This window comes from Streptomyces sp. NPDC001056 (assembly GCF_053598955.1).
Genome location: NZ_JBSFLI010000001.1, coordinates 154,996 through 176,879 on the forward strand (window position 1 = coordinate 154,996; position 21,884 = coordinate 176,879).

Sequence of the window (21,884 nt, forward strand, 5' to 3'; positions counted from 1 at the left end):
GTTCCGCCAGCGGTGGCGGAGTCTGCCGGGTGATGATGGTTCTTCCTTTCGGCTGTTTCGGCGGTTGGGAGGACGGCCCCGGGGCGGCGGGATGCTTGGCGGCTTGTTGCCGCCCCGGCGGCCGGTCAGCGCTTGTTCGTGCTGCTGACGAGGGAGCGCAGGACCACGGCGGCGATGGCCACGGACACGGCCGACACGGCGACCGCGGCCAGGAGCGCGGTGAGGACGATGCCGACGACGACCACGGCGGCGACCGCGCCCACGTAGGGCGCCAGCGGACGGCCGGCCGAGGGCGCCGGGGCGTGGGTGGGATGCGTGCTGACGATGTTCGAGGTGGGCAGGGTCGGGATGTCGGGCAGCTTGGGACGGAGCACGGCGTATCTCCTGTCAGTCGTGGGTGCCGTTGACGACCTCGACCCCGGAGCGGGTGCCGGAGTCGATGGCCGGCGCGAGGAACGTCTTGGAGAGCAGGAAGCCGAACAGCGCGATCACGACGACGATCCAGACGCGGACGCCGAGGAACTTGACCGCGCCCCAGGCGATGAGGCCCAGGACCAGGACGAGCGGCAGCGAGACGGTCACGGTGGCTCCTCAGCGGACGCGGCAGCGGTGGGTACGGGCGGCGAGTTCGGCGGCGGTGCGGCTGTCGTAGTCGGCGGAGAAGCCGCAGCGCGGGGCGGTGCAGGTCGCGGCGTGCTTCTCGCGGGCCCGGCCGTCGTAGTAGGTGGCGACCTGAACGGGGCCGATGCGGACGACACGGCGAAAGCGCGGGGTGGCGGGCATCAGGGCAGCTCCTTGGAGTCCGGGTGGTTCTCGCCGGTGAAGTCGGCGACGTGGTCGAGCAGCCACCGCCGGATCTCGTCGCCCTCGTACGCGTCGGCGGTGAGGATCACGGGTTCGGCGATGAGCATTGCCTCGGTGAGGCGGTTCTGGCGGGTCAGCTCGGCGGCGCGGTTGAGCGCGCGGAGCGTGGACGGACGCACGGTGGGATGTCCTCCAGGTCAAGTGAGGTGACGGGCGGTGATGGCTTCGGCGAGCGACAGCGGGACGCCGAGGCGTGCGCGCAGGGTCGTTGTGTCGATAGCTGTCCCGGTCCGGGTCCGGTGTTCGTCGGCGACCTTGCGGGCGAGGGCGACGAGGGCGGGCGGAACGGGCGTGGGCGTCGAGGGCGGGGCGGGTGCCGGAAGGGGGGCGGAAGGCAGTTCCGGAGCCGGGTCAGCCACGGCCCCCGGTGTCCCGCTGTTCGCCGGGACCGCTTCCGGCGAGGGCTTCGCTTTCCGTGATCCGTGAGCGAGCAGGGTTCCGCCGAGGAAGGCCACCGCGGGCCACCCGGCGACGAGGATGCGCAGCCAGGCGGGTACGGCGTTCAGGTCGAGCAGTCCGGCCGTGGAGACGTTGGCCCCCAGAGACGCCGTCAGGGCGACGAGGAACCAGCACCAGGCGGCCGGCTTCGGCCCGCCGGAACGGAGCCGGTGCCAGGCGGCGACGAGGAGCAGATCGACGGAGACGGGATAGGCCCACGCCTTCCATCCGTTCTGCCCTGCGGCGGCGGCGAGGTCGTGCAGGTGGGCGAAGGACAGGGCCCCGGCGATGACGGCTTGGACCAGGACCGCGTCCGCGCGGAGAGCGGGCCGGGTCATCAGGACGACTCGCCGCGGCAGTCCCGGCCGTCGTCGGGGTCGTCGTCGGACGGGAAGGCGCCGGGCGGCGGCTCCGGAAGGGACACGGCCAGGGACGGGGTCACGGCGTTGACGAACGCCTCGTCAGCGCCCGACGTGTCGGCGTAGAGGGCGAGTTGGCCAAGCAGGAAGACGGTCCGCACGAAGTCCTCGCAGTCGGGGCACATGGCAAGTGGTCTCCTTCTTTCAGGCATGGCAGGGGTAGGGACTTGGCGCGGAACGGCCGCGCCGGCCGCGGGGCGGGGACGGTTACTCGGTGACCGGCTGGGGAGAAGCCATCGACCCGGACGCCGCCTCTACGGGTGCCGTCGGGACATGCGGGCGGAAGGGCGAGAGGGCCGGTACATCGGGGGCGAAGTGCGCTGCGGCGCGGCAGGTGGCCGCCGCGTCGGCGAGGGAGAGGTTCGGGGTGCGGATGCGGGACCAGCCGCCCGAGGTGTCACCGACGACGGCCAGGCCGGGCCGGTCGGAGGGGATGGAGCAGGCGGCCCAGACGGCTTCCGGGGCGATGTCCCCGAGCGCCATCTTCGACGAGGCTTCGTCGTTGACCCGGTGGCAGACGCGACCGGTGAGCTGTGCGCGGAGCATGGTCGCGCCCTTGCCCAGTTCGGCTCCGAAGCGCTGCCCGCACACCTGGAGGTAGATGCCGACCGCGCGGCCGAGCTGGGCGAGGCGGATGAGCTGGGTGACCATCTCGTCGCGCCGTTCCTCTTCCTTCCGTGTGGCGACGAGGAAGAGTTCCGCCACCTCGTCGACGAACAGAACGATGGGCGCCGGACGTTCGTCGTCCGGCAGTCCCCAGATGTCCGAGGTGATCAGTTCGTCCGGGGTGCCCGGGGCGATGCCCTGCCGGGCCTTGATCAGGTCGTATCGGTCCTCCATTTCCTTGACGAGCACCGGCAGCAGCTCGGCCGCCTGGTCAGGGTCGGTGGCCAGCGCGGACAGCCGGGCGGCGAAGGGTGACAGTTCGACACCGCGCTTGCAGTCGATGCCGACCAGGACGACCGGCTGAGTGGCCAGCCGGGCGAGCAGGTTCCGCAGGTACATGGACTTGCCCGACAGCGTGGCGCCGAGGACGAGTTCATGCGGCACGGCCCGATAGTCACGGACGTACGCCGTCGCGTCCTCCCGCATGGCCACAGGGACTCGGAGCAGCCCCAGGCCCGTACGGCTGCGGGGCATGCGCACTTTCCGGAGGACGTCGAAGCCGACGAGGCGCAGTTCGACGAGCCCGGGCTTGACGTCCCGGACGTGCACGGCGTGGACGCCCCAGGCGTGTCGCAGCCGTTCGGCCGAGGCCGCCACGTCCGTCGGCTCCTGGCCGGGGGCCAGCCGCAGCCGCATGCGCAGCCCGGTCGAGGTGGGACGGATGAGGCCCCGGCGGGGCGGGACCGGCCGGACCTCTCGCCGGGTGGTGGCCCGTACGGCCAGGACTCGCCAGCGCGGAGGCTCGACGGTCAGGCCGCAGGCGTCCATGGTCGAGGAGTACGAGGCCAGCAGCCGGGCCACCGACACCGGCAGCCCGACCGTGGACCAGTACGCCGCGGGGTGAGCGTGCCGGACGTAGGCCGCGCCACCTATCGCGGCGAGCGACCCGCCCAGCTCGGCCACCGTCGCCAGGTCCGTCACGGCGATCAGCCCGCCTGAACCATCGGGAAGGCACCAGGAGCAACGGCGGTGGCCCGGTAGGCGATGCCGTGCCGCTGCTGCCCGTTGAACACGCTTTCCCACGGCCGGGCCACCAGACCCGGCAGCGAGACCGGGGCACCGACGGTCAGCCCCTCCGTCACCCCGCTCTCGGGGATGGTGACCTGGATCAGCGACGACTCGCCCTCGTTGATGTAGACGACGCCGACGGTCATCAGTGCCTCGCCGCTCACGGCGTCCTTGGCGATCTCACCGGTCTGCCGGTCACGCACCTTCGGCGCCGGCGCTTCCGTGAGCAGGATCGTGGCGGTCGAGGCGTCAACACGGATCACACGCACTGAGATGTCTCCTTCAGAGTCGGTCCAGTTCGAACCTGACAAGTTGACTTAGCAAGTTCGGAGCTAGAGATGCCAAGTTGACTTGTCAAGCTTGATTCGCGGAAGAATTGATGCGCCGTCAGACGGCTCAGTTCAGGCGGTAGGTGTCCTCCAGTTCCTGCCGATCGGCAGGAAGGAGCACGTCGGAGACTTGCAGCGCCCGCCCGGACGCATCACAGGCGACGACGAGGACACTCAGGACAGGAACGCCGTCAGGAAGCCCGAGCAACTCGGCTTCGGCAGCGTCAGGTAGCCGAGCGGACACCCGCTCCGTCACATGGTCGAAGCGGACTTTCTTGCGCGCCTCCAAGTGCTCACGCATGCCGGACGTCAGCGCGTCCCCTGCGGCCAGGTCGGTCCCGTCAACGAGGCCGGCGGGGAAGTACGACGAGACCAACTCGACCGCTTCGCCGTCCTCCTCGACCAGGAATCGACGCCGGACAGCCTTGGCGCTCTTGGCAAGCCCCAGAGCCGAGGCCACGCGTGCCGGGACCGCCGCTTCGCCGACGTCGACCAGGCGGCCAGGAGTCCGTGACTCATCACGCACCAGGGCCTCAAGGCCGCGCCGGTCTTTTTCCTCGACGACCGCGGGGCGTCCGCGCACGATCGTCCCGTAGCCCTGCCGGGACTCCAGCCAGCCGTCCCGCTTCAGCAGCTCCAGGGCTCGCACGACTGTGGGCCGGGACATCCCGAATGCCTGAACCAGCTGATTCTCGCTGGGAACCCGCGTACCGGGCGCATACGTGCCGTCCTCGATGCGACGTTGGATCGTCTGCGCGAGGCGCACGTACTTGGGTGCCTCCACTTCATACGCCATGAACGCCGCCCGTCGAGATTGGCCAAGTCAACTGGTCAACCAGACTAGCGATGTATCTACCCTGACAGTAGAAGGGGTGGGCACCCTTCTTATGCCCGCCAGGCATCAGCCATCACGAAGGCGACCACCGTTCCCCCGAAGCGGCTGGGCCCGGAGTGCCACGACTCGGCGATGGAGTCGACCAGGAGCAGTCCGCGCCCGTGCGCGTCCTCGGCGTCCGGCCGGCGCAGGCGAACATTCGCCGGGAAGCCGGGATTGTGCACCTCCACCCGCAGCGAGGTGTCGTACCGGAACCACTCCACCCGAACACGCCACTCCCCCTCCGACCGCCCGTAGAGGATCGCGTTGGTCACCAGCTCCGAGATCATCAGCGTGCAGTCGTCGACCGAACAGGCCGGGTTGTACGGAGCGATGAGCTTCCGGAACCAGCGCCGAGCCCGGGGTACGGACTCCGGAGTCGGATCCAGGATCATCGCTCCCAACCGCGGCGAGTCCTCGCAGGGATAGCGGTCGATCACGTATGTCATCCGCGCTCACTCCTTGCCGCTGCCGTCGCAGTCGAGGCAGCGCCGCTTCGACGTGGCACGGGTGCGGTCGTTGGCGGCGGCAAGGGCCACCGATGTGCGCGAACCAACACGCTTCCAGCCACGCCCCCGACATCCCCGGCAAGCTAAGTGCGCGCTCTGATCCGGCCGCCGACTCGTCACGCCCGTGCCCCCTTCCGTAAGTGGCCTTAGCCACTTGCTGGATAGTGGCATTAGCCACTTGCGGTGCGCAAGCCGTTCTCGCGAACTATCTCCCAATCAGGCGAGGGGGTACCCCTGCTCGAACGCCCAGCGGTGCGGCGGGTAGGTCGCCTCGGAGAACTCCAGGGGCCGGTCCTGGAGGTCGTAGACCACGTGGTGGACGATCAACACGGCCGAGCCCGCGTCCAGTTGGAGAGCAGCTGCTTCTTCCTCGGTGGCGGTCCGGGCGCACATGCGGTCTTCGGCGTAACTGCCCTTCCGGCCCGTCATGTTCTCGACGTACATCAGCGTCCCTTCCTGGATCCGCTCGGGTTCCAGGAGCTTGGGCGCGCGCTGGCCGACGTCCGGCGCGAACCATGACGTGGACAGGGTGATCGGGCCGTCCTGGTTGTTCGTGACCCGCCGGCGGTGCGCCGCCCGACGATCCTTCGACAGCCCCAGGGCCTCAGCGACATGATCGGGCGCATCCATCCAGCCGGTGGACGTGATCACCGCATACTCACCGGGCGTGTAGATCTTCCCGGTCTGCCGAGCGCGGCCGTACAACTCCCGTGCACGCCGGTTCACTTCGAGGCTGCGCACGTAGGTTCCCGACCCCTGGCGCTTCTCGACGAGCCCCTGATGGCTCAGCGCCTCCAGCGAACGGGCCGCTGTAGGCCGGGAAACCTTCCAGTCCGCCGCCAACTGCCGTTCCGAGGGAACCTCGTCCCCCGCGCGCAGGTCACCCCGAAGGATCTGATCACGGATGTAGTGCGCGATCTGGAGATACTTCGGCTGAGCCTCCTCGATCTGCGGCATGTCCCCTCCTCGTAAAAGTGGCTATGGCCTTTAGCCACTATAGGGTGAGTGGCCAATACCAGAGCCCGTAATGTGGAGCACATGACGCGGTTGATCGTCGCAGCAGGAGGAGGGGGCGACGCTGTCGCCGCCGCAATGCTTCACGCCGCCCTGTACGGCGACGAGGACCAGGCGGTGATCCTCACCTACGCCTGGGACCGCCTCCTGGTCGACCCGATCCCGGGCCCCCGCGGAGCCAACAACTTCACCGGGCTCGAACCTCTCACCCGCTCCGTCTGGTCAGTGCCGGCCACCGCCGAGCCGATCGCACCGGCAGGTTCCACACTCCCCCGGCTCGCGGCAGCGCTCCCGCACACGTTCGCCTTGCTCGACCCTCACCACGGCGCCGAGGGCATCGCACGGCAGATGGAAGAACTGGTGGACCACCTGACCCCCGCGTCGATCGATCTGCTGGACGTCGGCGGAGACATCCTCGCCCAGGGCGACGAACCCACGCTGAAGAGCCCACTCGCCGACGCGCTCACCCTCGCTGCCTGCTGCCAGGTCAACGCCCCGATCCGACTGCTGGTCGCAGGCCCAGGGCTGGACGGCGAGATCTCGCCCGACGTCCTACGCCCCTTGCTCGGACCTCTTGCCCACACCTTCACGTCGAAGGATGTGGAGGCGATCAGCAGTGTCCTGGAGTGGCACCCCTCAGAGGCAACCGCGATGCTCGCCGCCACAGCCCGAGGAGTCCGCGGTATCTGCGAAGTACGCGACGCCGGCCTCCCCGTCCCCCTCACCGACGAGGGAGCCACCGTCCACGAAGTCGACCTGGACGACGCGGTCAGCCGCAACAACCTGGCCCGCGCCATCATGACGACCGCCGCCCTGGACGAGGCCGAGGCGTACAGCCGGGAAATCTGCGGCTTCTCGGAAATCGACTACGAACGCAACAAGGCAACCTGGCTCACCGGGCCGGCACCGGCGAAGCTCGAACCCGATGACGTACTGTCGCGGCTCGACCAGTTCCAGCGGGAGGCCCAAGCCCGGGGAGTCACCCACACGACCTTCCGCCGCATCACAGAGGCCCTGAACTTCAGCGGCTCCCAGCGCGAAGAGCTACGCCAACTCCTCATCAGCAGCCGCCCGGAGCAGTATGCGGCACCCTTGTGGCAGGTCGTATGACGAGCGACGGCACTCCCGCGTCGGCCGGTCTGCCTGATGGCCAGGCCTTGCTGGCAGGAACGGACTGGGCCGCATTGAGGCACGCCTATGGGTTTGCCACTGAGGCACCGGGGATGCTGGCCGCGCTGTGTGACGCAGACCAGAGCACAAGAACCAAGGCGCTCGATTACCTGCACGGCACCTTGCACCACCAGAACACGCTCTACGAGGCAACGGTACCCGCGGCGCTGTATATAGCCGCGATCTTGCCGGATCCGCGTACGACCCGGGCCGTCATCAAAGAACGCCGTTCCTTCCCTGGTTGCATGCGCGCTGAGCTGCTGGCCTGGATTGCCTCAGTCGCGAGTGAGGTAACAAACGAGGCTGAAACCTTGTGTCAGCGGCTTGGGCTGCCTCTCGACGGCTACCCGCCAGCAGTCGGCATCCGAATGATTCGGCCTCTCCTGTTCTCGGCGTCTCTTTCCTGCACCGAGGACACCGACCGGCACGTGCGCGAAGCGGCTCTGACAGCCTGCATCCCACTCCTCGACGATTCCCAGTTGCTCCACCACCGACGGGCTTTGGTGCCCTTGGTCCGGGAAGTCTTGGGCACGAGTCCACTTTGGCAGCACCGCGAACGAGCCATCGATGCCCTCGACGCATGGGGCGAGGACTCCTCAGGCTTGGAAGGCCAGCGGAACCCGTTCCTGTTCTGCGATTCCGACCTATCGGTCGAAGGCTCACCGGCATGGCCCGCCGGCCCCAGCTCCGCCGAGGGGTACAGCGAAGAACCACCGTTCTGATGGGACTCGCCCAAGATCAACGAAGCGGTCAGCCGGTGAGTTACAACTATCTCTACGGGTTCAAGCCCCGGCTGCGCTCCGCTCCGCCGGGCGCGCTTCCCGGCTCTGGCTGCGCCCGCGCTCCTGCCTTCGGCCCGCTCGGCGCTGCCGCCGCCGACGCGCGCCCACATGTGGATAGGCCGGTAGGCATAAGTCGATCACTGCATAGAGCGGCCTACGGTCAAGACGATGCCTCCGGCGGGGGATCGGCCGGCACCGGGATGGAGGGGGCGCCGTTCCCGTCTGCGAGTCCGTAGTGGCGTGCGCGGGGTGCTCCCATCCCGTCCACCGTCGACCCAGGCAGAGCCGAGCAGACGCGGCCCATGGCGTCCAGGTCGTTCGTACAGTGGCGCGCTCCACCTGGACGCCATGAACCACGCCCGCTCCACGGTGTGTGGGTCGACGGCGGACGGGATGGGAGCTGGGGCAGTTGGCGTGTCGATGAAGGATGCGTGTGCGGCAACCACGTAGAAGGCGGCATTTACAACCCTTTGCGGCGTGGCGCACATCCAGACCCACATCTGCGAAGTCACCTGCGCGACAGCAGAGCTGCATGTCAGCATCGGATTCATTCGGACGGCACGGAGGATGAAATGAGAGCTCAGGAGTCCCGCATCTCTGTGGCGTTGGTGGGTCACCCGATCTACTACCCGTACGAGGTCTGGGATCTAGGACTCGACCAGCTTGACATGTTCACTGAGGAGATCATCGACGAACTCGATGCGATTGCTTGGGCTGATGGCGAGCGGAGCAACCACACTGTGTCTGCGCGGACCGGCAAGCACAGCTGGGGCGCGGCGGGGTCCTATTCCGAGATCGTCATGCAGATCTCGTCGAACGTGGCGGGAGGCGTTGGCGCCGTAGCGATCACGGCAGCGATCAAGACTGTCTACGAGAAGCTGAAAGGTCGCTCGCAGGGTGAGACATGGAATTTCATGCCCTCGGCCGAACGAGCACTCGGGCTCGCGCAAGATCGTATTCACCGGAACCATGATGTGGATGTTGAAAAGCTCACCGTTGTGCAGTCCAGCGCTGACGCGGAGGCTCAACGCTACGAGTTTGAGTTCACCCACGAGGACGGCCGGAAGTTCGGTGCGACGGTAGGTGCCATCGCAGGGATGCCCTCGTGTACACGTGTGTGGGTCCAGAACTTTGAACCCGGGCTGCGCCCTTTGCCCGCACTTCCGGACCAAGAAAGTCGATCCGCCGACTCCAACTCGTCAAGCCCACCGCCGACGTCTGACACCAGCGACTGACACCAACAAGGGCGAACGCCAGTGATCGTGGTCGAACGTCGACGGACAGTTCGTCGAGGCACAGCCTGAGTCGGCAGACGCCCCAGGGATCCGCGATCGACCTGATAAGGATGAGACCAGACCTCAAAACCAGCAAGCAGCACGGGGGCCGTCCACCGACAAGGACGACCCCCGTCGACTTGACTCAGCCGGCGACTCCGCTGACCTTAGCCATGAAAGCCGGGGACGTCTCCGCCCAATACCCCACGAGCTATGCGGATGAATGTATCGATGGATTCACGGCGTTGGGCCTCTGCGGCGTTGTACTGGGGCGTCGATATCCCCGACATCATCCGCTCGACACCTCTGTGCTCAGCATGCAGGCGGTGTAGTTGGATACCCTCGCTTTGCATCTGTTGCCAAACAGCGCTGCCTGCTCCTGCCACCTCTTCGGACCCCTCCAAGGCGACAACGTTGAGCGCCTCAGAGAGGCGATCCATGGCGGGGAGAAGTGCCTCGAGGGATGGATTATCTTCATCAGTGTTCGATGGAGGTTGCGCACGCCAAGCGGCCCGAAGGGCATCCTGAAACGACTCCACGCGTTGCAGGAATATCAAATATGACTCTTTGCGGGTGTCTCTGTGGTGTGTTCTGCGCTGCTCTAGGCGTTCCATCTCAGTGTTGAACTTTTGTGTCTGCAACTGCCTTCTATTTACCCACATGGCAAAGCCGCCGGTAGTCAGCCCGCCACCAAGCGTTGACGCAGCGGTGATTAGGGCTACAGCGATGGTGTCCTTCATAGGCAAGATTGTGATCGCTGCCACCCGCGCCCGTCGATACCCACGGACACGTGGACGACGCCGAGAGCGCCGATCGCCTCATTCCACCTGGGGAAGAGTGAGACAGCCTTCCTGCACCGCCGTCTCAGTTTCCGTCTCATTCACGCCCGTTCACGGCCGTACAGAGGGGGCCAGCGGTCAGGCTCGCCGCACGAACCAGCCGCCCATGAACGCTGATGAACTCCCCGGCACACACCCCACCATCGCACCACCACAGTTGGAAAGCGTGCGCTTCGGCTCGGGCGCTCGACGTGCTGACCCGCGTGCGCCGGATCGCGCGATGCCGCTGGCCATGCGCCCTGCCCTGCGTAGGCAAGGTGCCCCAGTCTGGATGCCCAGACTCAAGGCGGACCGGGGGAGGGGAAAGGACCGTGGGTGAGTGGAAGCAGGGAAAGTGCGGTTGGCCGACGGACCGAGGCAGCTGCCGCAACAAGACGATGAAGGGCACGTCGCGTTGCTACCGCCACCAAGGCGACTGGACGAAGCGCGGCCAGGCCGAGCTGAAGAAGAAGGCGAGCAAGCGCCGCAAGAAGTAGCCCGACACGCGAGGGTGAGTGTCCAACTGCGTGACAACGCCGACGAACAGCAGCGGACGAGCACGGACGGCTGCGGACCATCAGCGCAGGTGAGGGGCAGAACAGCCCGGAGTCAAGGCCCCTTACAAGTTGCTTCGGTCCGAAGAGGTCATCGTCCCAATGCTGCACGACCAGGGTTTCGTTGTTGCAGCTCTGACGGATGAAACGGGCAGCGTGGCTGGGACCGGGATCGGCGGAGGGCAGCGAGGCATACGCGCGCCTGGTCGGTCGGCGCAGTCCGCCGGCGCAGTGAGCAAAGGTGGCTCAGCAGACAATGGGTGCGTGACGTTGAAAATTTGGGTTGATGACTGGCAGATCCAGTGCTGCGGGCAGAGCTTCGCACCGGGGGATGTTGTCTCGTGGAACCTGCTGGAGGTCGATCCTGAGGACTACGCCGACGTCGTGGGTAGCGCGCGTGCGGCGGAGATTGACTTCCGAGAAGAGCATCACGGCGAGGAACAGCAGTGTGCGCCCGCCTCATTGGAGGTGTTGGCGGTTGCAGAGGTGCACTGCCGCTACGCAGTTCCGCCAGGCAGCGCGGCCGATGTCCACTACCCAGTCCGGGACACGACCGTACTGGTTCCTGTCAGCGAAGCGGACGGCTGGGCGCAGGGTCGGCCAGAGGTCCGCTTCGTGGGCTACCTGGTGACTGCCCGGCGTACCAAGACCGAGGCGTGAGGGGTGTGGCTGGGCTCCGCACCACAGATGCACCAGATCGGGCGGGGAACAGCGGGGAACCACGGTGAAAGGAGCCGAACTCGCGGAGGCCGCCCCTGGTCGTTCGCCCAGGTCAGCCGAAGAATCGGCCCTGAATGCCCGCAGCTTCCCAAGCTGAGAGCGCGAGTTCGATTCTCGTCACCCGCTCTATGAGAAACCCCCGAGTCGGAGTGCCGGGGGTTCTTGTGTTGTCCGGATGCCGCCCGGTGCAACGTCATGTCCCCAGGGACGCTGATCACGACCGTATCGACAGGCGGGGCCAACCAGGAGATGACCGGGCGGGCCTGTCGGAAGCACTCCGCAGGACCGGGGTCGAGGGCCACCGCTTCTACAGCTGGCCGGTCATCGACGTCCCCGACGCCGCGAAGTCGATGCCGCGGGTCAGAGGCGGCTGGGGCACCACACCGGGCTCAGAGGGGGAGTTCGAGTGTTGGTTTCAGCGCGATCGACCGCTTCGCCGCGGGGCGCTCCCTGCCCCGCAGGGATTTTCATGCGGCAGCCCCGAGGACAATATCTATGGTCGCGGCATAAGAAATCGGCGTGGCGCACGGTGACTATTCCTGCGATCAGAGTCGGTGCGGAATTATTTACCCAGCAGGGCCGGCATCGACGTGCTACTGTCGTCATCAGTTGCAGGTGAGGTTGCCAGAAGGTTTTTCCGACGGCCGATCATCACGGCGACATGGAATACGCACAGGGCGTGTTCCTGACACCGTCCCCGAAGGAGAAACAAAATGGCTACCGGCACCGTGAAGTGGTTCAACGCGGAAAAGGGCTTCGGCTTCATCGAGCAGGACGGCGGCGGCGCCGACGTCTTCGCCCACTACTCGAACATCGCCACCCAGGGCTTCCGCGAGCTCCTGGAGGGCCAGAAGGTGTCGTTCGACATCGCGCAGGGACAGAAGGGCCCGACGGCCGAGAACATCGTTCCCGCCTGACAATGCGGCACTGACGCATCCTTCGCAGCTGGGGCCCGCACCTTGGGGTGCGGGCCCCGGCTCGCTTTGTTTTCAGGGTTGTCCGACCCGACTGTTTCGGCTCGTTCTCGCGATTCTCTGCGCCGCTCATTTTGCTGCGGAAATTCCTTGATACGTGCCCATCGAGGAAGGTTTCGCATGAACCGCACGCGTTCCACTCGCACACGTTCCACTCTCGTACGTACCGCTCGCACATACGACCGCTTCGACGAAAGTTCCGCCGAGGACCGTTCCCGTGTTCCGCGCCGCTCCGACGGTTACGGAAAACGGCAGCCCTCACGAGGCGAATTCGCGCTGCCGAAGACGGACACGCCCGCGCTGCCCGCCGCCGAGTCGTTCGCCGATCTCGCCATGCCGGCACCACTGCTGACCACGCTCGCCCACGAAGGCGTGACCGTGCCGTTCCCGATCCAGGCGGCGACCCTGCCGAACTCCCTGGCCGGCCGCGACGTACTCGGTCGGGGCCGCACCGGGTCGGGCAAGACCCTGGCCTTCGGCCTGGCGGTACTGGCCCGTACAGCCGGTCGGCGCGCCGAGCCGCGCCGACCACTGGCCCTGATCCTCGTGCCCACCCGCGAGTTGGCCCAGCAGGTCACCGACGCGCTCGCTCCCTACGCCCGCTCGGTGAGGCTGCGGCTCGCCACCGTCGTCGGCGGCATGTCCATCGGCAGGCAGGCCGGTGCCCTGCGCGGTGGCGCGGAGGTGGTGGTCGCGACGCCCGGCCGGCTCCGTGACCTCGTCGACCGGGGGGACTGCCGGCTCGACGACGTCGGCATCACGGTTCTCGACGAGGCCGACCAGATGACCGACATGGGCTTCATGCCCCAGGTCACCGCCCTGCTCGACCTGGTACGCCCGGAGGGCCAGCGCATGCTGTTCTCGGCCACCCTGGACCGCAACGTCGACCTGCTGGTCCGCCGCTACCTGACCGACCCGGTGGTCCACTCCGTCGATCCGTCGGCCGGTGCCGTCACCACGATGGAGCACCACGTGTTCCACGTGCACGACGCCGACAAGCACCGCACAACCACCGAGATCGCGGCCAGGGACGGCCGGGTCATCATGTTCCTGGACACCAAGCACGCCGTGGACCGGCTGACCAAGCACCTGCTGGACAGCGGTGTCCGCGCCGCGGCCCTGCACGGAGGCAGGACCCAGCCGCAGCGCACCCGGACCCTGGCCCAGTTCAAGGACGGACACGTCACCGTCCTGGTGGCCACCAACGTCGCGGCCCGCGGCATCCACATCGACAGCCTCGACCTGGTCGTCAACGTCGATCCGCCGAGCGACCACAAGGACTACCTGCACCGCGGCGGCCGCACAGCCCGCGCCGGCGAGTCCGGCAGCGTCGTCACCCTCGTGACACCCGGTCAGCGCCGCGGCGTCACCCGGCTGATGGCGTCGGCCGGCATCACCCCGCGCATCACTCCGGTCCGCTCCGGCGAGGCGGAGCTGAGCCGCATCACCGGCGCGCAGGCGCCCTCCGGGGTCCCGGTGGTCATCGCCGCGCCGGTCGTGGAGCGTCCCCGCCGCACGTCTTCGCCGTCCCGGGGCCGCCGGGGCCGCACCGGCCAGGGCCGGCCCGTGGGCGAGCGGGCGCGCCGCGGGGCTCGGCCGGAGCCCGGCGGCCACTCGGCCGCCTAGACCGACCTCAGCCCCCGGCAGCCCCGGGAGCTCGCGGTGACCCCCTCCTTCGGCCTTCGGGGAAGCCGCCGACCGCCGAAGCGACCAGCCCCGACCGAAGGAGAGACACTTGACGCCAGCACGGACGCAGTACCGCGGATTCGACCCGGCCCCCGTCGCCGTGGTCGACGGCATCGAAGGGCACGGTCCCCGGGTATGCGACGACATGACCGTCGAGGTGGCTCTGGCCGTCATGGCGGGCGCCCGGGTCGAGTACCTGACCGTGTGCGACGGGGACGACCAGAGCACGGGCTCGATCACGAAAGGCCGGCTCGCTGTCCTCCGTGACAGCGCCGCGTACACGGACCGCATCCGGCTGCGCGATGTCCTCGCCGAAGCGCTGCCCTCGCCCGGCACCCACGCCGAGGGGGCCGGCGGGTACGGCCGGCTTCCGGAGGTACTCGTCTCCTCACGCTGATCCGCCTTGCCCCGATCGGCCCGTTCCGCCTTCTCCCGCGATTCCCCTGTGAGGCATCATGCGCTGTGTCATCGCCCGGTATCCGTTCGAGCTGACCAAGGCCGGGGTGCTGGCTTCGATGGAGGGCGTCAGGCCCGAACTCGTCACCGCCGAGTCCGTGACCATCGGCCGCCGCCGCTACCCCGTCAAGCAAGTGGGCCAGGTCATCACACGGCAGGACCGGCGTGACTTCACCTCGGTCGAAGTCACGCGGGCCCTGACGCGCCTCGGTTTCACCTGTCACGACCGTCCCGAGACCGCGCCCGTGGGCACGGGCGTGAGCGGCCCCTCTCCGCTCCGAGCGGCGTCCAGGCTCCTCGGAGGCACCGGCTACGGCTCCGGCTCCGGCTCCGGCTCCGGCTCCGGCTCCGGCTCCGGCTCCGGCTCCGGCTCCGGCTCCATGACTGTCTGAGGACTGGCGGAAGCCGCCCTCGGACGCCGGTGGGGGCCCTGTCGACACGCGTCGGCAGGGCCCCCACCGGTGTGTCGCCGTCCGCTCGGGGAACGCCGACCGGAAGACCGGAAGAGGGGTGCGCGGGCGGCGTCTCAGCGATCGGAGTAGCTGAGATCGCCCACGGTCCACGCGCTGACGTCCTTGATCGCGACCCGGTACATCCCGCCCGTCTCCGGGAGCCCGAGGCTGCCTTGCAGGATCCGGGCGAGATGGAAGTGCAGATGCGTGGGCGCCTCGCCGCGGCCGGGCCGGTATCCCCGCGGCCCGCGGGCGAAGACGTCGGAGAACACACCGAGACGGTCCGAGTCCTTCAAGACCTCCGCCACCCGCTCCCTCCATACCGCCTCCGGAGCCAGCCGGCCGGTGAGGACGGCGCCGCCGACGACCACGGTCAGCGACATCTGATTGCTTCGCTCGGACTCCACCGCGGCGGAAATGGCGACGAGCAGCTCATCAGGGTTCGACATACAGCAGAGCTTATGCGCCCACCCGTGGAGCCTGTTCACCCGTTCGCCCGACCGCCCGCGGGAGGTGGACCGGCCGCGCGTGTGCCAGGAGGCGGCTCGGGCCCGGCGGCGAGGGCTGATCGCGGGAAGTCCTCCTCCACCCGGAGAGTGAAATCTACAGTTGCCAGTAGACATTTTTTCCCAGACATGGGTAGGCTTCTTCTCGTAGAGATGGTCGAACGAGACCGGCCAGACATGAACTGGCGGGTGGCTGAAGACGAAGTACGCAAGTCGGTGCGGCTCCCGAGCCTCGAAGCCAAGGTGTTGCCAGAGCGGCGACGAGGCTGGGGGCCGCACTGGGTGGCTCGCAGGTCGAGGAGCTGCCGGCAGCGGTACCGGTTCACACACAGTGGTTGGTTCGGAGAGAAGAGGAGGAGCGGACACCATCAGGATCGCCCGGACCGAGAGGCACTCGGCCCGGGTACCGCAAGACCCCGGAACGGATGGTGGTCCCCGGTCACGCAGCTGCGATCCCCCGCTCCGCCCTACCGGGCCGGGAAGCGGAAAAGAGAAGTTCGGCACAGCGATAGTGCCGACAGATGGTGTTGAATTTCCTTCGGGGCCTTGGTGCCGTACGGCACCAAGGCCCCTCGACGCGTTGCACAGCGAGGTGACATGACATCGGACAACCCACTGAATGATCGTCTGGACGACGACGACTACCCCGCATACACGATGGGCCGGGCAGCCGAGATGCTCGGTACCACCCCGGCCTTCCTCCGGGCCATCGGCGAGGCCCGGCTCATCACTCCCCTCCGCTCGGAGGGAGGACACCGCCGGTACTCCCGCTACCAACTGCGGATCGCCGCTCGCGCTCGCGAACTCGTCGACAAGGGAACCCCGATCGAGGCCGCATGCCGCATCGTCATCCTTGAGGACCAGCTTGAGGAAGCACAGCGCATCAACGCCGAGTACCGCCGCTCCGCGGCCCAGGCAGCGGGCGGTTCCGGCTCCGGCTGAGAACCCCGGGCGCGGGCCGACCCCCTCCGCTGCCCCGGCATCGGCGCTGCCGGAAGGCATGCGGGTGGACAGCCGGTCGCACCGGACGTCCAGCGGCTCGTCGGGGGCCGACAGGGGTGCGATCCGCGCCGACGCGGACGGGTTGCACGGCAGAACCGCACAGGCCGTCCGCGCGCTGGTGCCGCAAGCGCCGTCGCTTCCCGGGCTGAGAGCGCGAGTTCGGTTCTCGTCATCCGCACCATGATTGAGGCCCAGGTCAGAGACCTGGGCCACTTCCGGCACCAGCGCCGGGCCCGGGGCCGGGACTCCGGTGTCGGCTGCAGAGTCAGGAGCCGGAGCCGTCCAGGGGGATCCGGGTCCAGCTGAGGACCTGGGGGCTGTGCGGCTGGACAGTGACCTTCACGTAGTCCTTGGCGTTGTCGGAGCCGTCGACGGTGATGCGGTGCAGGTTCGGCACGGCGGTGGTCAGGTGATAGAACGACAGCCACGAGGAACCGGCGGCCAGCGGCTGGTCGCTGTTGTAGAGGTGGCTGTCGCCGTTGAAGAGGTAGACCGGGCCGTCGAAGGCGGCCGACTCACGGGCGATGGCGTCGACGATCGGCTGGAAGGCGTAGTAGTCGGCGTAGGAGGGATCGCTGACGGTGGGGTCGAACATGTCGGCCTGCATCATCAGGGTGACGGCCCGGCCGTGATGGCGGCGGGCCGAGGTGAAGGTGTCGTGGATGGACCCGATCACCGACGCCGTACGGGCCAGTACCTCGGCGGCCTGCTCCGCAGTGGGCTGGGTGTTTCCGGTCCACGACTTCATGCTGTTGTTGCTGCCCACCACGCCGACCGCGGCGAAGGCGACGCCGGCACGGGTGTAGCGGACGTCCTCCGGGACACCCTCGTCGGCCTGCGAGGTCACCCGCACGCTGTTCTTGCCGAGGGTCCGGCCGGGGCGGTCGAAGAACACCTGGCGAATCTTGGCGAGACGCTCAAGCGGGTTGTACGAGCCGTTGTTCGGCCGATGGCAGTCGGTCCACTCGTTGTCGCCCACGGTGTACACCAGCGGGTCCTTGAACTGGTCGAAGTCCGACTTGATCATCTGGAAGTACGCGTCGCTGCACACCGTCGAGCCGTTCTTGATGTCCCCGAGGTGCGTGACGAAGGTGACGTCGGGGTCGGCATTGATCTGGCTGATGACGTGCGGGAAGTCGGCGATCTCGGCGTTGCCGTAGGGCATGTCGCCGAACACCGCGAAAGTGAACTGCGTGTCGTCGGCGGTGTCCGGGCCGGCCGAGGCGGTCCCGGCGGACACGGTGAGCGCGAGCAGGCTCAGGGCGGCGGTGGCGGACAGGGCGTGGCGCCACAATCTCATCGGGTTCTCCCTCACGGTCGAGCGGCCCGGGTGGACCGGGAACACGGCTGGTCAGCGGCCGAACGTGGGGGAAGCTGTGCGGCCCGCAGCGGCGCGGGCGGAAGTCGCTGATCGGCCCGACGGGGAGTCTGGTGGCCCCGGTTGGCCTCAAGGTCGGTGGGTGAACGGACGGGCGGTGAACTCTTGCCAGCGCAACCGTGGCCGATCGGCGAGTGAGGCGGGACATGGGCATCGGTCGCCGTCCCGCCCCAACTGGCCGCACCCCTACTTGTCGGCCGGGGTGATCTCCCAGGTGGTGTTGTCGCCGTGCTGCTGGGTCCAGAACAGCCGCCAGCCGTCACGGAACAGCGTCGGCACCTTGGCGCCGAGGATGCCGTTCGTGCCCGGGTCGCCGTCGGAGACGTGGATGCCGGTGATCTCGTTGTCACCGTCGTTCTGGATGCCGCCGTTCACCGAGGACAGCATGTTGTCCAGGGTCGCCGAGGGGTCGCGGCCCTCGGCCAGGAAGCGCACCGGCTGTGCGCCGCGCGAGTAGTCGGTCGTCGTGGCGAAGACGTATCCGGAGTCCAGGGCGTTCCGCTGGGTGTGCACGGTGTCGCTGGCGTCCTCGACGAACGCGACGTGCGTGCGGTCGAGGAAGGTGACGTTGTCGATGCCGGTGTGCGCCTTGTCGCCGACGTAGAAGACGCTGAGCTTGCCGTCGTTTGAGCGCGGGTCGCTCTGCGTGAGCTTGTAGATGGCGCCCCAGCCGCCGTAACCGTCATTGGCCGTGCTGGTGGTGTTGGTGTCACCGGTGGCGTCGAAGTAGAACTCGCGGAAGTCCGTGCCGGGGCGGAACTGGCCGTTCTCCGTACGCTTGAACGGGGTCGCCTTGGCCGCCTTCGCCAGGGCGTTGGCGTCGAACGCCTTGCCACTGGTGTCGGTCTTGGTGTCGTGGATGGTCACCCAGTGGGTGCTCAGGGCCGGACCGTAGTTGGTCAGGTCCTTCTCGTCGTCGGTGAACGCTCCGCCGGTGGGGTGCGTGCTGTCGACGTTCTGGTACGTGATGGGCGAACCGCCGTGGCGGGAGACCACCTGCAGTGCCTGGAGCCTGCCACCCTTGGTGAGGTCGTGCTTGTCGTAGGGGACCAGCCGGTAGATGAAGCTGTTGGGCACCTTCGTCTTGTTGGCGACCGTTGTTCCGCCGGTGTCCTCGGCCATCCACAGGTTGCCCGCGGAGTCGTTCTGGATGCCCTCGTAGCCGGCCCGTCCGGTGACGAAGGAGATGTCCTGGACCTTCGAGTTGATGTCCGGGGTGGCCTGGAGCACGGCGCCCTTGGCCCCCTCCTCGGAGGTGAACAGCAGCCGCTTGGCCCAGGGGTCCCAGGTGGAGCCGTCGATGGCGGGAATGCTCGTGCCGTCGGTCTCCTTGGTGGCCAGCAGCGTCACCCGGTGCGCCTGGTCGGCGTCGAGGTTGACGCGGGTGATGTATCCGGCCTCGCCGCCCTCGTGGCCCTGGAAGAGGAAGTGCGTGCCGTACGAGTACGACGCGTCGGCGCCGTGCTGACCGGACAGCCTCAGGTAGGTGTTCTTGTCGGGCTCGGTCTTGCTGGCCTCGATCTTCACGCCCGGGGCCTGCTTGATGTCGGGGTCGGGCAGCAGCGTGCCGTCGCCGAGGTATCCGTAGTACGGGACCTGGTCGGTCGGGTTCTCCAGCTTCAGGGAGCCCTGCGCGACGGGGTGCTCGGTGAGCCCGGGCGACAGGACGTTCGGAGCGGTCACGCCGCGGGCGTCGGTGGCAGCCGGCACCGACGACCAGGCGGCCACGCCGCCACTGGCGTCGGCCGCACCGGAGGACAGCGCCAGGCCGGCACCGATTACGCCCGTCACCACCGCTGTTGCGACAACGCGGCTACGTCTCTTCTTGGCCATGTGCGATCAACCTTCCAGGTGAGCGAGGGCACACAGTCAAGGCACAGCCGCCGTCACGGGGTGGCTGGATCGGTGTCAGTCCGATTGATGATTCGTGAACATTACGCGGCCTTGCCCGCCAAGGATGTACACAGCAGCAAAGTACAGCAACTACCGCAATCCTAGGGGGCCTACAACCGCACCGGCCAGGACTGGTCATCGACGGGGATACCACTGACTTTCCGACAGCTCCTCCGTGATGCACCTGCCTGGACCAGGCGTGTGCAACCGCAATGCCGCTTCAACAGCTGATCTCTGTACGAGGCGGCCCGCGCGCAGCGCTATCAGTGGCGTCGGCCTCTCCCCTTCCGAGGTCCCGTGCCCTCCGCGTGCCCGTAGGGACGGGAAACCACGGTCAACACCGGTGCGATCCGACCCAGCCATCCCCTGCGCGGCTTGTTGTCCCTCTCGATCAAGAACCGCGCTGTCTGTAGCGGGTCACGTGTGGGCTGACCTGCCTGGTGGCGGCGCCAGTAGCGGGCCACCCTCCGCTCCAGATCGCCCAGGTCCATGCTGCCGGTCCTGGCCAGAACGACCAGTCCCTCCGGGCCTTCGGGGGCAGTCAGCGCCAACACGCCACCGTCCGGTGAGTACGCCGCTGTGTACTCACCCTCGTCGACGTCAATCGCCTCGATCCAGTTCGTAGCGTGGGCGAAGGAATCGAAGACGAGCAGGTCCTCGTCGCGATCGAAGACGAGCACGGTGCAGGGAGGAGGTTCCATACGGATCACTGTGGCAGTCCCGTGCGCTGTGCGGAGACCCAAATAGACGGTGCCCGAGACCAAGGTCTGCCGGATCACCCAACCGCTCGCCGGTTCGAGGCGCGGTGCGTGTACCCGAATCCGAGCACGACGACTGCCCCGGTGCCGTCGACATCGGGGTCATGACCAGGATTCCGGGACCGGCCCGCCCCGCATGCCGGCCGGGCCGAGGGGCGGTCCGTCCTACATGGCGGGATGACCGGCGGGCCGACGCGCCGAGTCACGTGAGGGCCGGCAGGACGTTGCCGTCGAAGACCCGCCGCCGCTGTTCGGCGACCCCTCGCAGACCCTCGCCCCACGCGGGGCCGCCGCGCCTGCCCGCGTTGTTCACCGGCACGTCGACGTGTTCCGGAAGGTCCTCCGGTGCGGACATGCGGCGCCGCAGGTCGTCGACCGCGCCGAGGCAGCCTCCCTGCCGCGCTCCCGCGTCGCCACGTGTTCCGGTTCGGCCGGCTGCGCGGAGCCGCTCCGGCGCGGGCCTCGAAGATCACGGCACCGGCGTCGTGCTTCACCGGGCGGGTCCGCGGGCCGCCCGACGCGCCGGAGGCTTTCGGGGCCGATCACTCGCGCCGAAGCGCCTCCGGCCCGGAGCCGCTCCGCCGACCCCGGTGGTGCGCGTCACGAGGCCGCTATCGCTCGCCGCCGCCGGAAGAGCGGTGGCCGCGACCGGATCCGCCGACGCTTTCGTGGCCGCCGCCCTGGTGGGAGGCCGCGTGCTGGTTCAGCACCTTCATGATCTCCGAGGCCAGCGCACCTGCCAGAGCGGGCGCGATCGATTCCGCCAGTGCGGTCGCAAGGGTTTGCGCGAGCAGCACCCGTTCCAGTTCCGAGGAACGGGAAGGCGGCTGGGAAAGGAACGCCACGGCCGCTTCCATCAGGGCTCCCGCCAGTGGGTCCTTTCCGTATTTCACTCCGGTGCCGGCATGGGAGATCCCGGCATCGCGCATGATTTCCTCGAAGATCTCGTCGACGAAGGCCCCCAAGGGATCCCGTTCCGATTTGTCGCCGGACTCAGCTGCCATTGTGTTTCCTCAGGTCTTCGGTTGCGGTACGGGACCTGCCCCCCGATGCCGACGAGCGCCGGAATCGGGGGGCAGAGTGTCGCTGTCTCCTGTCAGCGGCGCATGAGCGCCGCGAGGAGGAGGGGGTGCTGGATCAGCGGCTCGCCACGCTCCTCGCGGCGGCGGCGCATGAGCGCGGCCAGAAGAAGCGGGTGCTCGATGATCGACTCCTCACCACGCTCCTCACGCCGACGGCGCATCAGCGCGGCCAGAAGAAGCGGGTGCTCGATGATCGACTCCTCACCACGCTCCTCACGCCGACGGCGCATCAGCGCGGCCAGAAGAAGCGGGTGCTCG

The 21,884-nt window shown here is 68.0% G+C and carries 27 protein-coding genes and 1 pseudogene; 10 read left to right on the forward strand and 18 right to left on the reverse strand.

The genetic code is table 11. From position 1 onward, the window contains the following. Positions 1 to 125 precede the first annotated feature (125 nt). From ACWDD7_RS00720 to ACWDD7_RS00770, 11 genes are all read right to left on the reverse strand, one after another. Positions 126 to 374, reverse strand: coding sequence for a SpdD protein (locus tag ACWDD7_RS00720; protein ID WP_450455467.1), 249 nt, complete (start codon positions 372 to 374; stop codon positions 126 to 128). 13 nt (positions 375 to 387) lie between these two features. Further along, positions 388 to 582 (reverse strand): hypothetical protein, encoded by a 195-nt coding sequence (locus tag ACWDD7_RS00725; protein WP_450455468.1) that lies wholly within the window; start codon positions 580 to 582, stop codon positions 388 to 390. Between the two features lie 9 nt (positions 583 to 591). Then, complete coding sequence (locus ACWDD7_RS00730; RefSeq protein WP_450455470.1) at positions 592 to 783, reverse strand: mobile element transfer protein; 192 nt, start codon at positions 781 to 783, stop codon at positions 592 to 594. Next, positions 783 to 983 (reverse strand): hypothetical protein, encoded by a 201-nt coding sequence (locus ACWDD7_RS00735; RefSeq protein ID WP_351889167.1) that lies wholly within the window; start codon positions 981 to 983, stop codon positions 783 to 785. The genes ACWDD7_RS00730 and ACWDD7_RS00735 overlap by 1 nt, the downstream gene beginning before the upstream one ends. Before the next feature lie 18 nt (positions 984 to 1,001). Further along, positions 1,002 to 1,640, reverse strand: coding sequence for a DUF2637 domain-containing protein (locus ACWDD7_RS00740; protein ID WP_450455472.1), 639 nt, complete (start codon positions 1,638 to 1,640; stop codon positions 1,002 to 1,004). Further along, positions 1,640 to 1,846: a hypothetical protein gene (locus tag ACWDD7_RS00745; protein WP_351889172.1), complete on the reverse strand. Its 207-nt coding sequence runs from the start codon at positions 1,844 to 1,846 to the stop codon at positions 1,640 to 1,642. Before ACWDD7_RS00745 ends, ACWDD7_RS00740 begins: the two co-directional genes overlap by 1 nt. 82 nt (positions 1,847 to 1,928) lie before the next feature. Further along, complete coding sequence (locus tag ACWDD7_RS00750; protein ID WP_450455474.1) at positions 1,929 to 3,308, reverse strand: FtsK/SpoIIIE domain-containing protein; 1,380 nt, start codon at positions 3,306 to 3,308, stop codon at positions 1,929 to 1,931. A 5-nt stretch (positions 3,309 to 3,313) separates the two neighbouring features. Beyond that, entirely contained in the window at positions 3,314 to 3,664 is a 351-nt protein-coding gene (locus ACWDD7_RS00755; protein WP_450455476.1) for an SCO3933 family regulatory protein, read from the reverse strand. A 127-nt stretch (positions 3,665 to 3,791) separates the two neighbouring features. After that, complete coding sequence (locus ACWDD7_RS00760; protein ID WP_450455478.1) at positions 3,792 to 4,520, reverse strand: GntR family transcriptional regulator; 729 nt, start codon at positions 4,518 to 4,520, stop codon at positions 3,792 to 3,794. Between the two features lie 89 nt (positions 4,521 to 4,609). Continuing rightward, a complete protein-coding gene (locus ACWDD7_RS00765; protein WP_392215505.1) occupies positions 4,610 to 5,047 on the reverse strand; it encodes an ATP-binding protein in 438 nt (145 codons plus the stop codon). Positions 5,048 to 5,323: 276 nt separating this feature from the next. Further along, positions 5,324 to 6,064: a GntR family transcriptional regulator gene (locus ACWDD7_RS00770; protein ID WP_392215503.1), complete on the reverse strand. Its 741-nt coding sequence runs from the start codon at positions 6,062 to 6,064 to the stop codon at positions 5,324 to 5,326. Positions 6,065 to 6,145: 81 nt separating this feature from the next. Between ACWDD7_RS00770 and ACWDD7_RS00775 the strand changes: the two genes are divergently transcribed. From ACWDD7_RS00775 to ACWDD7_RS00785, 3 genes are all read left to right on the forward strand, one after another. Then, on the forward strand, positions 6,146 to 7,231 hold the full coding sequence (locus tag ACWDD7_RS00775; RefSeq protein WP_450455481.1) for a DUF1152 domain-containing protein: 1,086 nt from the start codon (positions 6,146 to 6,148) through the stop codon (positions 7,229 to 7,231). Continuing rightward, a complete protein-coding gene (locus ACWDD7_RS00780; protein WP_450455483.1) occupies positions 7,228 to 8,013 on the forward strand; it encodes a hypothetical protein in 786 nt (261 codons plus the stop codon). The genes ACWDD7_RS00775 and ACWDD7_RS00780 overlap by 4 nt, the downstream gene beginning before the upstream one ends. Before the next feature lie 632 nt (positions 8,014 to 8,645). After that, entirely contained in the window at positions 8,646 to 9,308 is a 663-nt protein-coding gene (locus ACWDD7_RS00785; protein ID WP_450455485.1) for a hypothetical protein, read from the forward strand. Positions 9,309 to 9,514: 206 nt separating this feature from the next. On the opposite strand, the gene ACWDD7_RS00790 is transcribed toward ACWDD7_RS00785, so the two are convergent. After that, positions 9,515 to 10,087, reverse strand: a complete 573-nt coding sequence (locus ACWDD7_RS00790; RefSeq protein WP_450455487.1) for a hypothetical protein — start codon at positions 10,085 to 10,087, stop codon at positions 9,515 to 9,517. Between the two features lie 896 nt (positions 10,088 to 10,983). On the opposite strand from ACWDD7_RS00790, the gene ACWDD7_RS00795 reads away from it, so the two are divergent. The 5 genes and pseudogenes from ACWDD7_RS00795 to ACWDD7_RS00815 form a co-directional block, all read left to right on the forward strand. Next, complete coding sequence (locus tag ACWDD7_RS00795; RefSeq protein ID WP_450455489.1) at positions 10,984 to 11,379, forward strand: DUF6578 domain-containing protein; 396 nt, start codon at positions 10,984 to 10,986, stop codon at positions 11,377 to 11,379. A gap of 773 nt (positions 11,380 to 12,152) precedes the next feature. Then, positions 12,153 to 12,356: a cold-shock protein gene (locus ACWDD7_RS00800; protein ID WP_028799214.1), complete on the forward strand. Its 204-nt coding sequence runs from the start codon at positions 12,153 to 12,155 to the stop codon at positions 12,354 to 12,356. Positions 12,357 to 12,533: 177 nt separating this feature from the next. Continuing rightward, entirely contained in the window at positions 12,534 to 14,039 is a 1,506-nt protein-coding gene (locus ACWDD7_RS00805) for a DEAD/DEAH box helicase (RefSeq protein ID WP_450455490.1), read from the forward strand. Between the two features lie 109 nt (positions 14,040 to 14,148). Next, a complete protein-coding gene (locus ACWDD7_RS00810) occupies positions 14,149 to 14,496 on the forward strand; it encodes a CBS domain-containing protein (protein WP_450455492.1) in 348 nt (115 codons plus the stop codon). 58 nt (positions 14,497 to 14,554) lie between these two features. Further along, positions 14,555 to 14,863 (forward strand): annotated as a pseudogene (locus ACWDD7_RS00815) (SCO5918 family protein); the annotation flags it as partial. 218 nt (positions 14,864 to 15,081) lie between these two features. On the opposite strand, the gene ACWDD7_RS00820 reads toward ACWDD7_RS00815, so the two are convergent. Beyond that, complete coding sequence (locus ACWDD7_RS00820) at positions 15,082 to 15,456, reverse strand: hypothetical protein (protein ID WP_351877767.1); 375 nt, start codon at positions 15,454 to 15,456, stop codon at positions 15,082 to 15,084. A gap of 654 nt (positions 15,457 to 16,110) precedes the next feature. Here ACWDD7_RS00820 and ACWDD7_RS00825 point away from each other — a divergent pair. Continuing rightward, positions 16,111 to 16,455: a helix-turn-helix domain-containing protein gene (locus tag ACWDD7_RS00825; RefSeq protein ID WP_351877765.1), complete on the forward strand. Its 345-nt coding sequence runs from the start codon at positions 16,111 to 16,113 to the stop codon at positions 16,453 to 16,455. A 325-nt stretch (positions 16,456 to 16,780) separates the two neighbouring features. Here ACWDD7_RS00825 and ACWDD7_RS00830 read toward each other — a convergent pair whose 3' ends face one another. The 5 genes from ACWDD7_RS00830 to ACWDD7_RS00850 all read right to left on the reverse strand — a co-directional run bounded on the left by ACWDD7_RS00830 (position 16,781) and on the right by ACWDD7_RS00850 (position 21,548). Next, positions 16,781 to 17,815, reverse strand: a complete 1,035-nt coding sequence (locus ACWDD7_RS00830) for a metallophosphoesterase (protein WP_450455493.1) — start codon at positions 17,813 to 17,815, stop codon at positions 16,781 to 16,783. Between the two features lie 264 nt (positions 17,816 to 18,079). Beyond that, complete coding sequence (locus tag ACWDD7_RS00835; protein WP_450455494.1) at positions 18,080 to 19,726, reverse strand: hypothetical protein; 1,647 nt, start codon at positions 19,724 to 19,726, stop codon at positions 18,080 to 18,082. Between the two features lie 323 nt (positions 19,727 to 20,049). After that, on the reverse strand, positions 20,050 to 20,487 hold the full coding sequence (locus tag ACWDD7_RS00840) for a hypothetical protein (RefSeq protein ID WP_450455495.1): 438 nt from the start codon (positions 20,485 to 20,487) through the stop codon (positions 20,050 to 20,052). A 259-nt stretch (positions 20,488 to 20,746) separates the two neighbouring features. Further along, the gene (locus tag ACWDD7_RS00845) at positions 20,747 to 20,899 is read right to left on the reverse strand and encodes a hypothetical protein (RefSeq protein ID WP_450455496.1); all 153 of its coding nucleotides are present in this window, start codon (positions 20,897 to 20,899) and stop codon (positions 20,747 to 20,749) included. A 256-nt stretch (positions 20,900 to 21,155) separates the two neighbouring features. Further along, positions 21,156 to 21,548 carry a hypothetical protein gene (locus ACWDD7_RS00850; protein ID WP_450455498.1) on the reverse strand — a complete coding sequence of 131 codons (393 nt, stop codon included), beginning with the start codon at positions 21,546 to 21,548 and terminating at the stop codon, positions 21,156 to 21,158. Positions 21,549 to 21,673: 125 nt separating this feature from the next. On the opposite strand from ACWDD7_RS00850, the gene ACWDD7_RS00855 reads away from it, so the two are divergent. Then, positions 21,674 to 21,884: hypothetical protein (locus ACWDD7_RS00855; protein WP_450455499.1), on the forward strand; the 211-nt coding region annotated here is incomplete at its 3' end.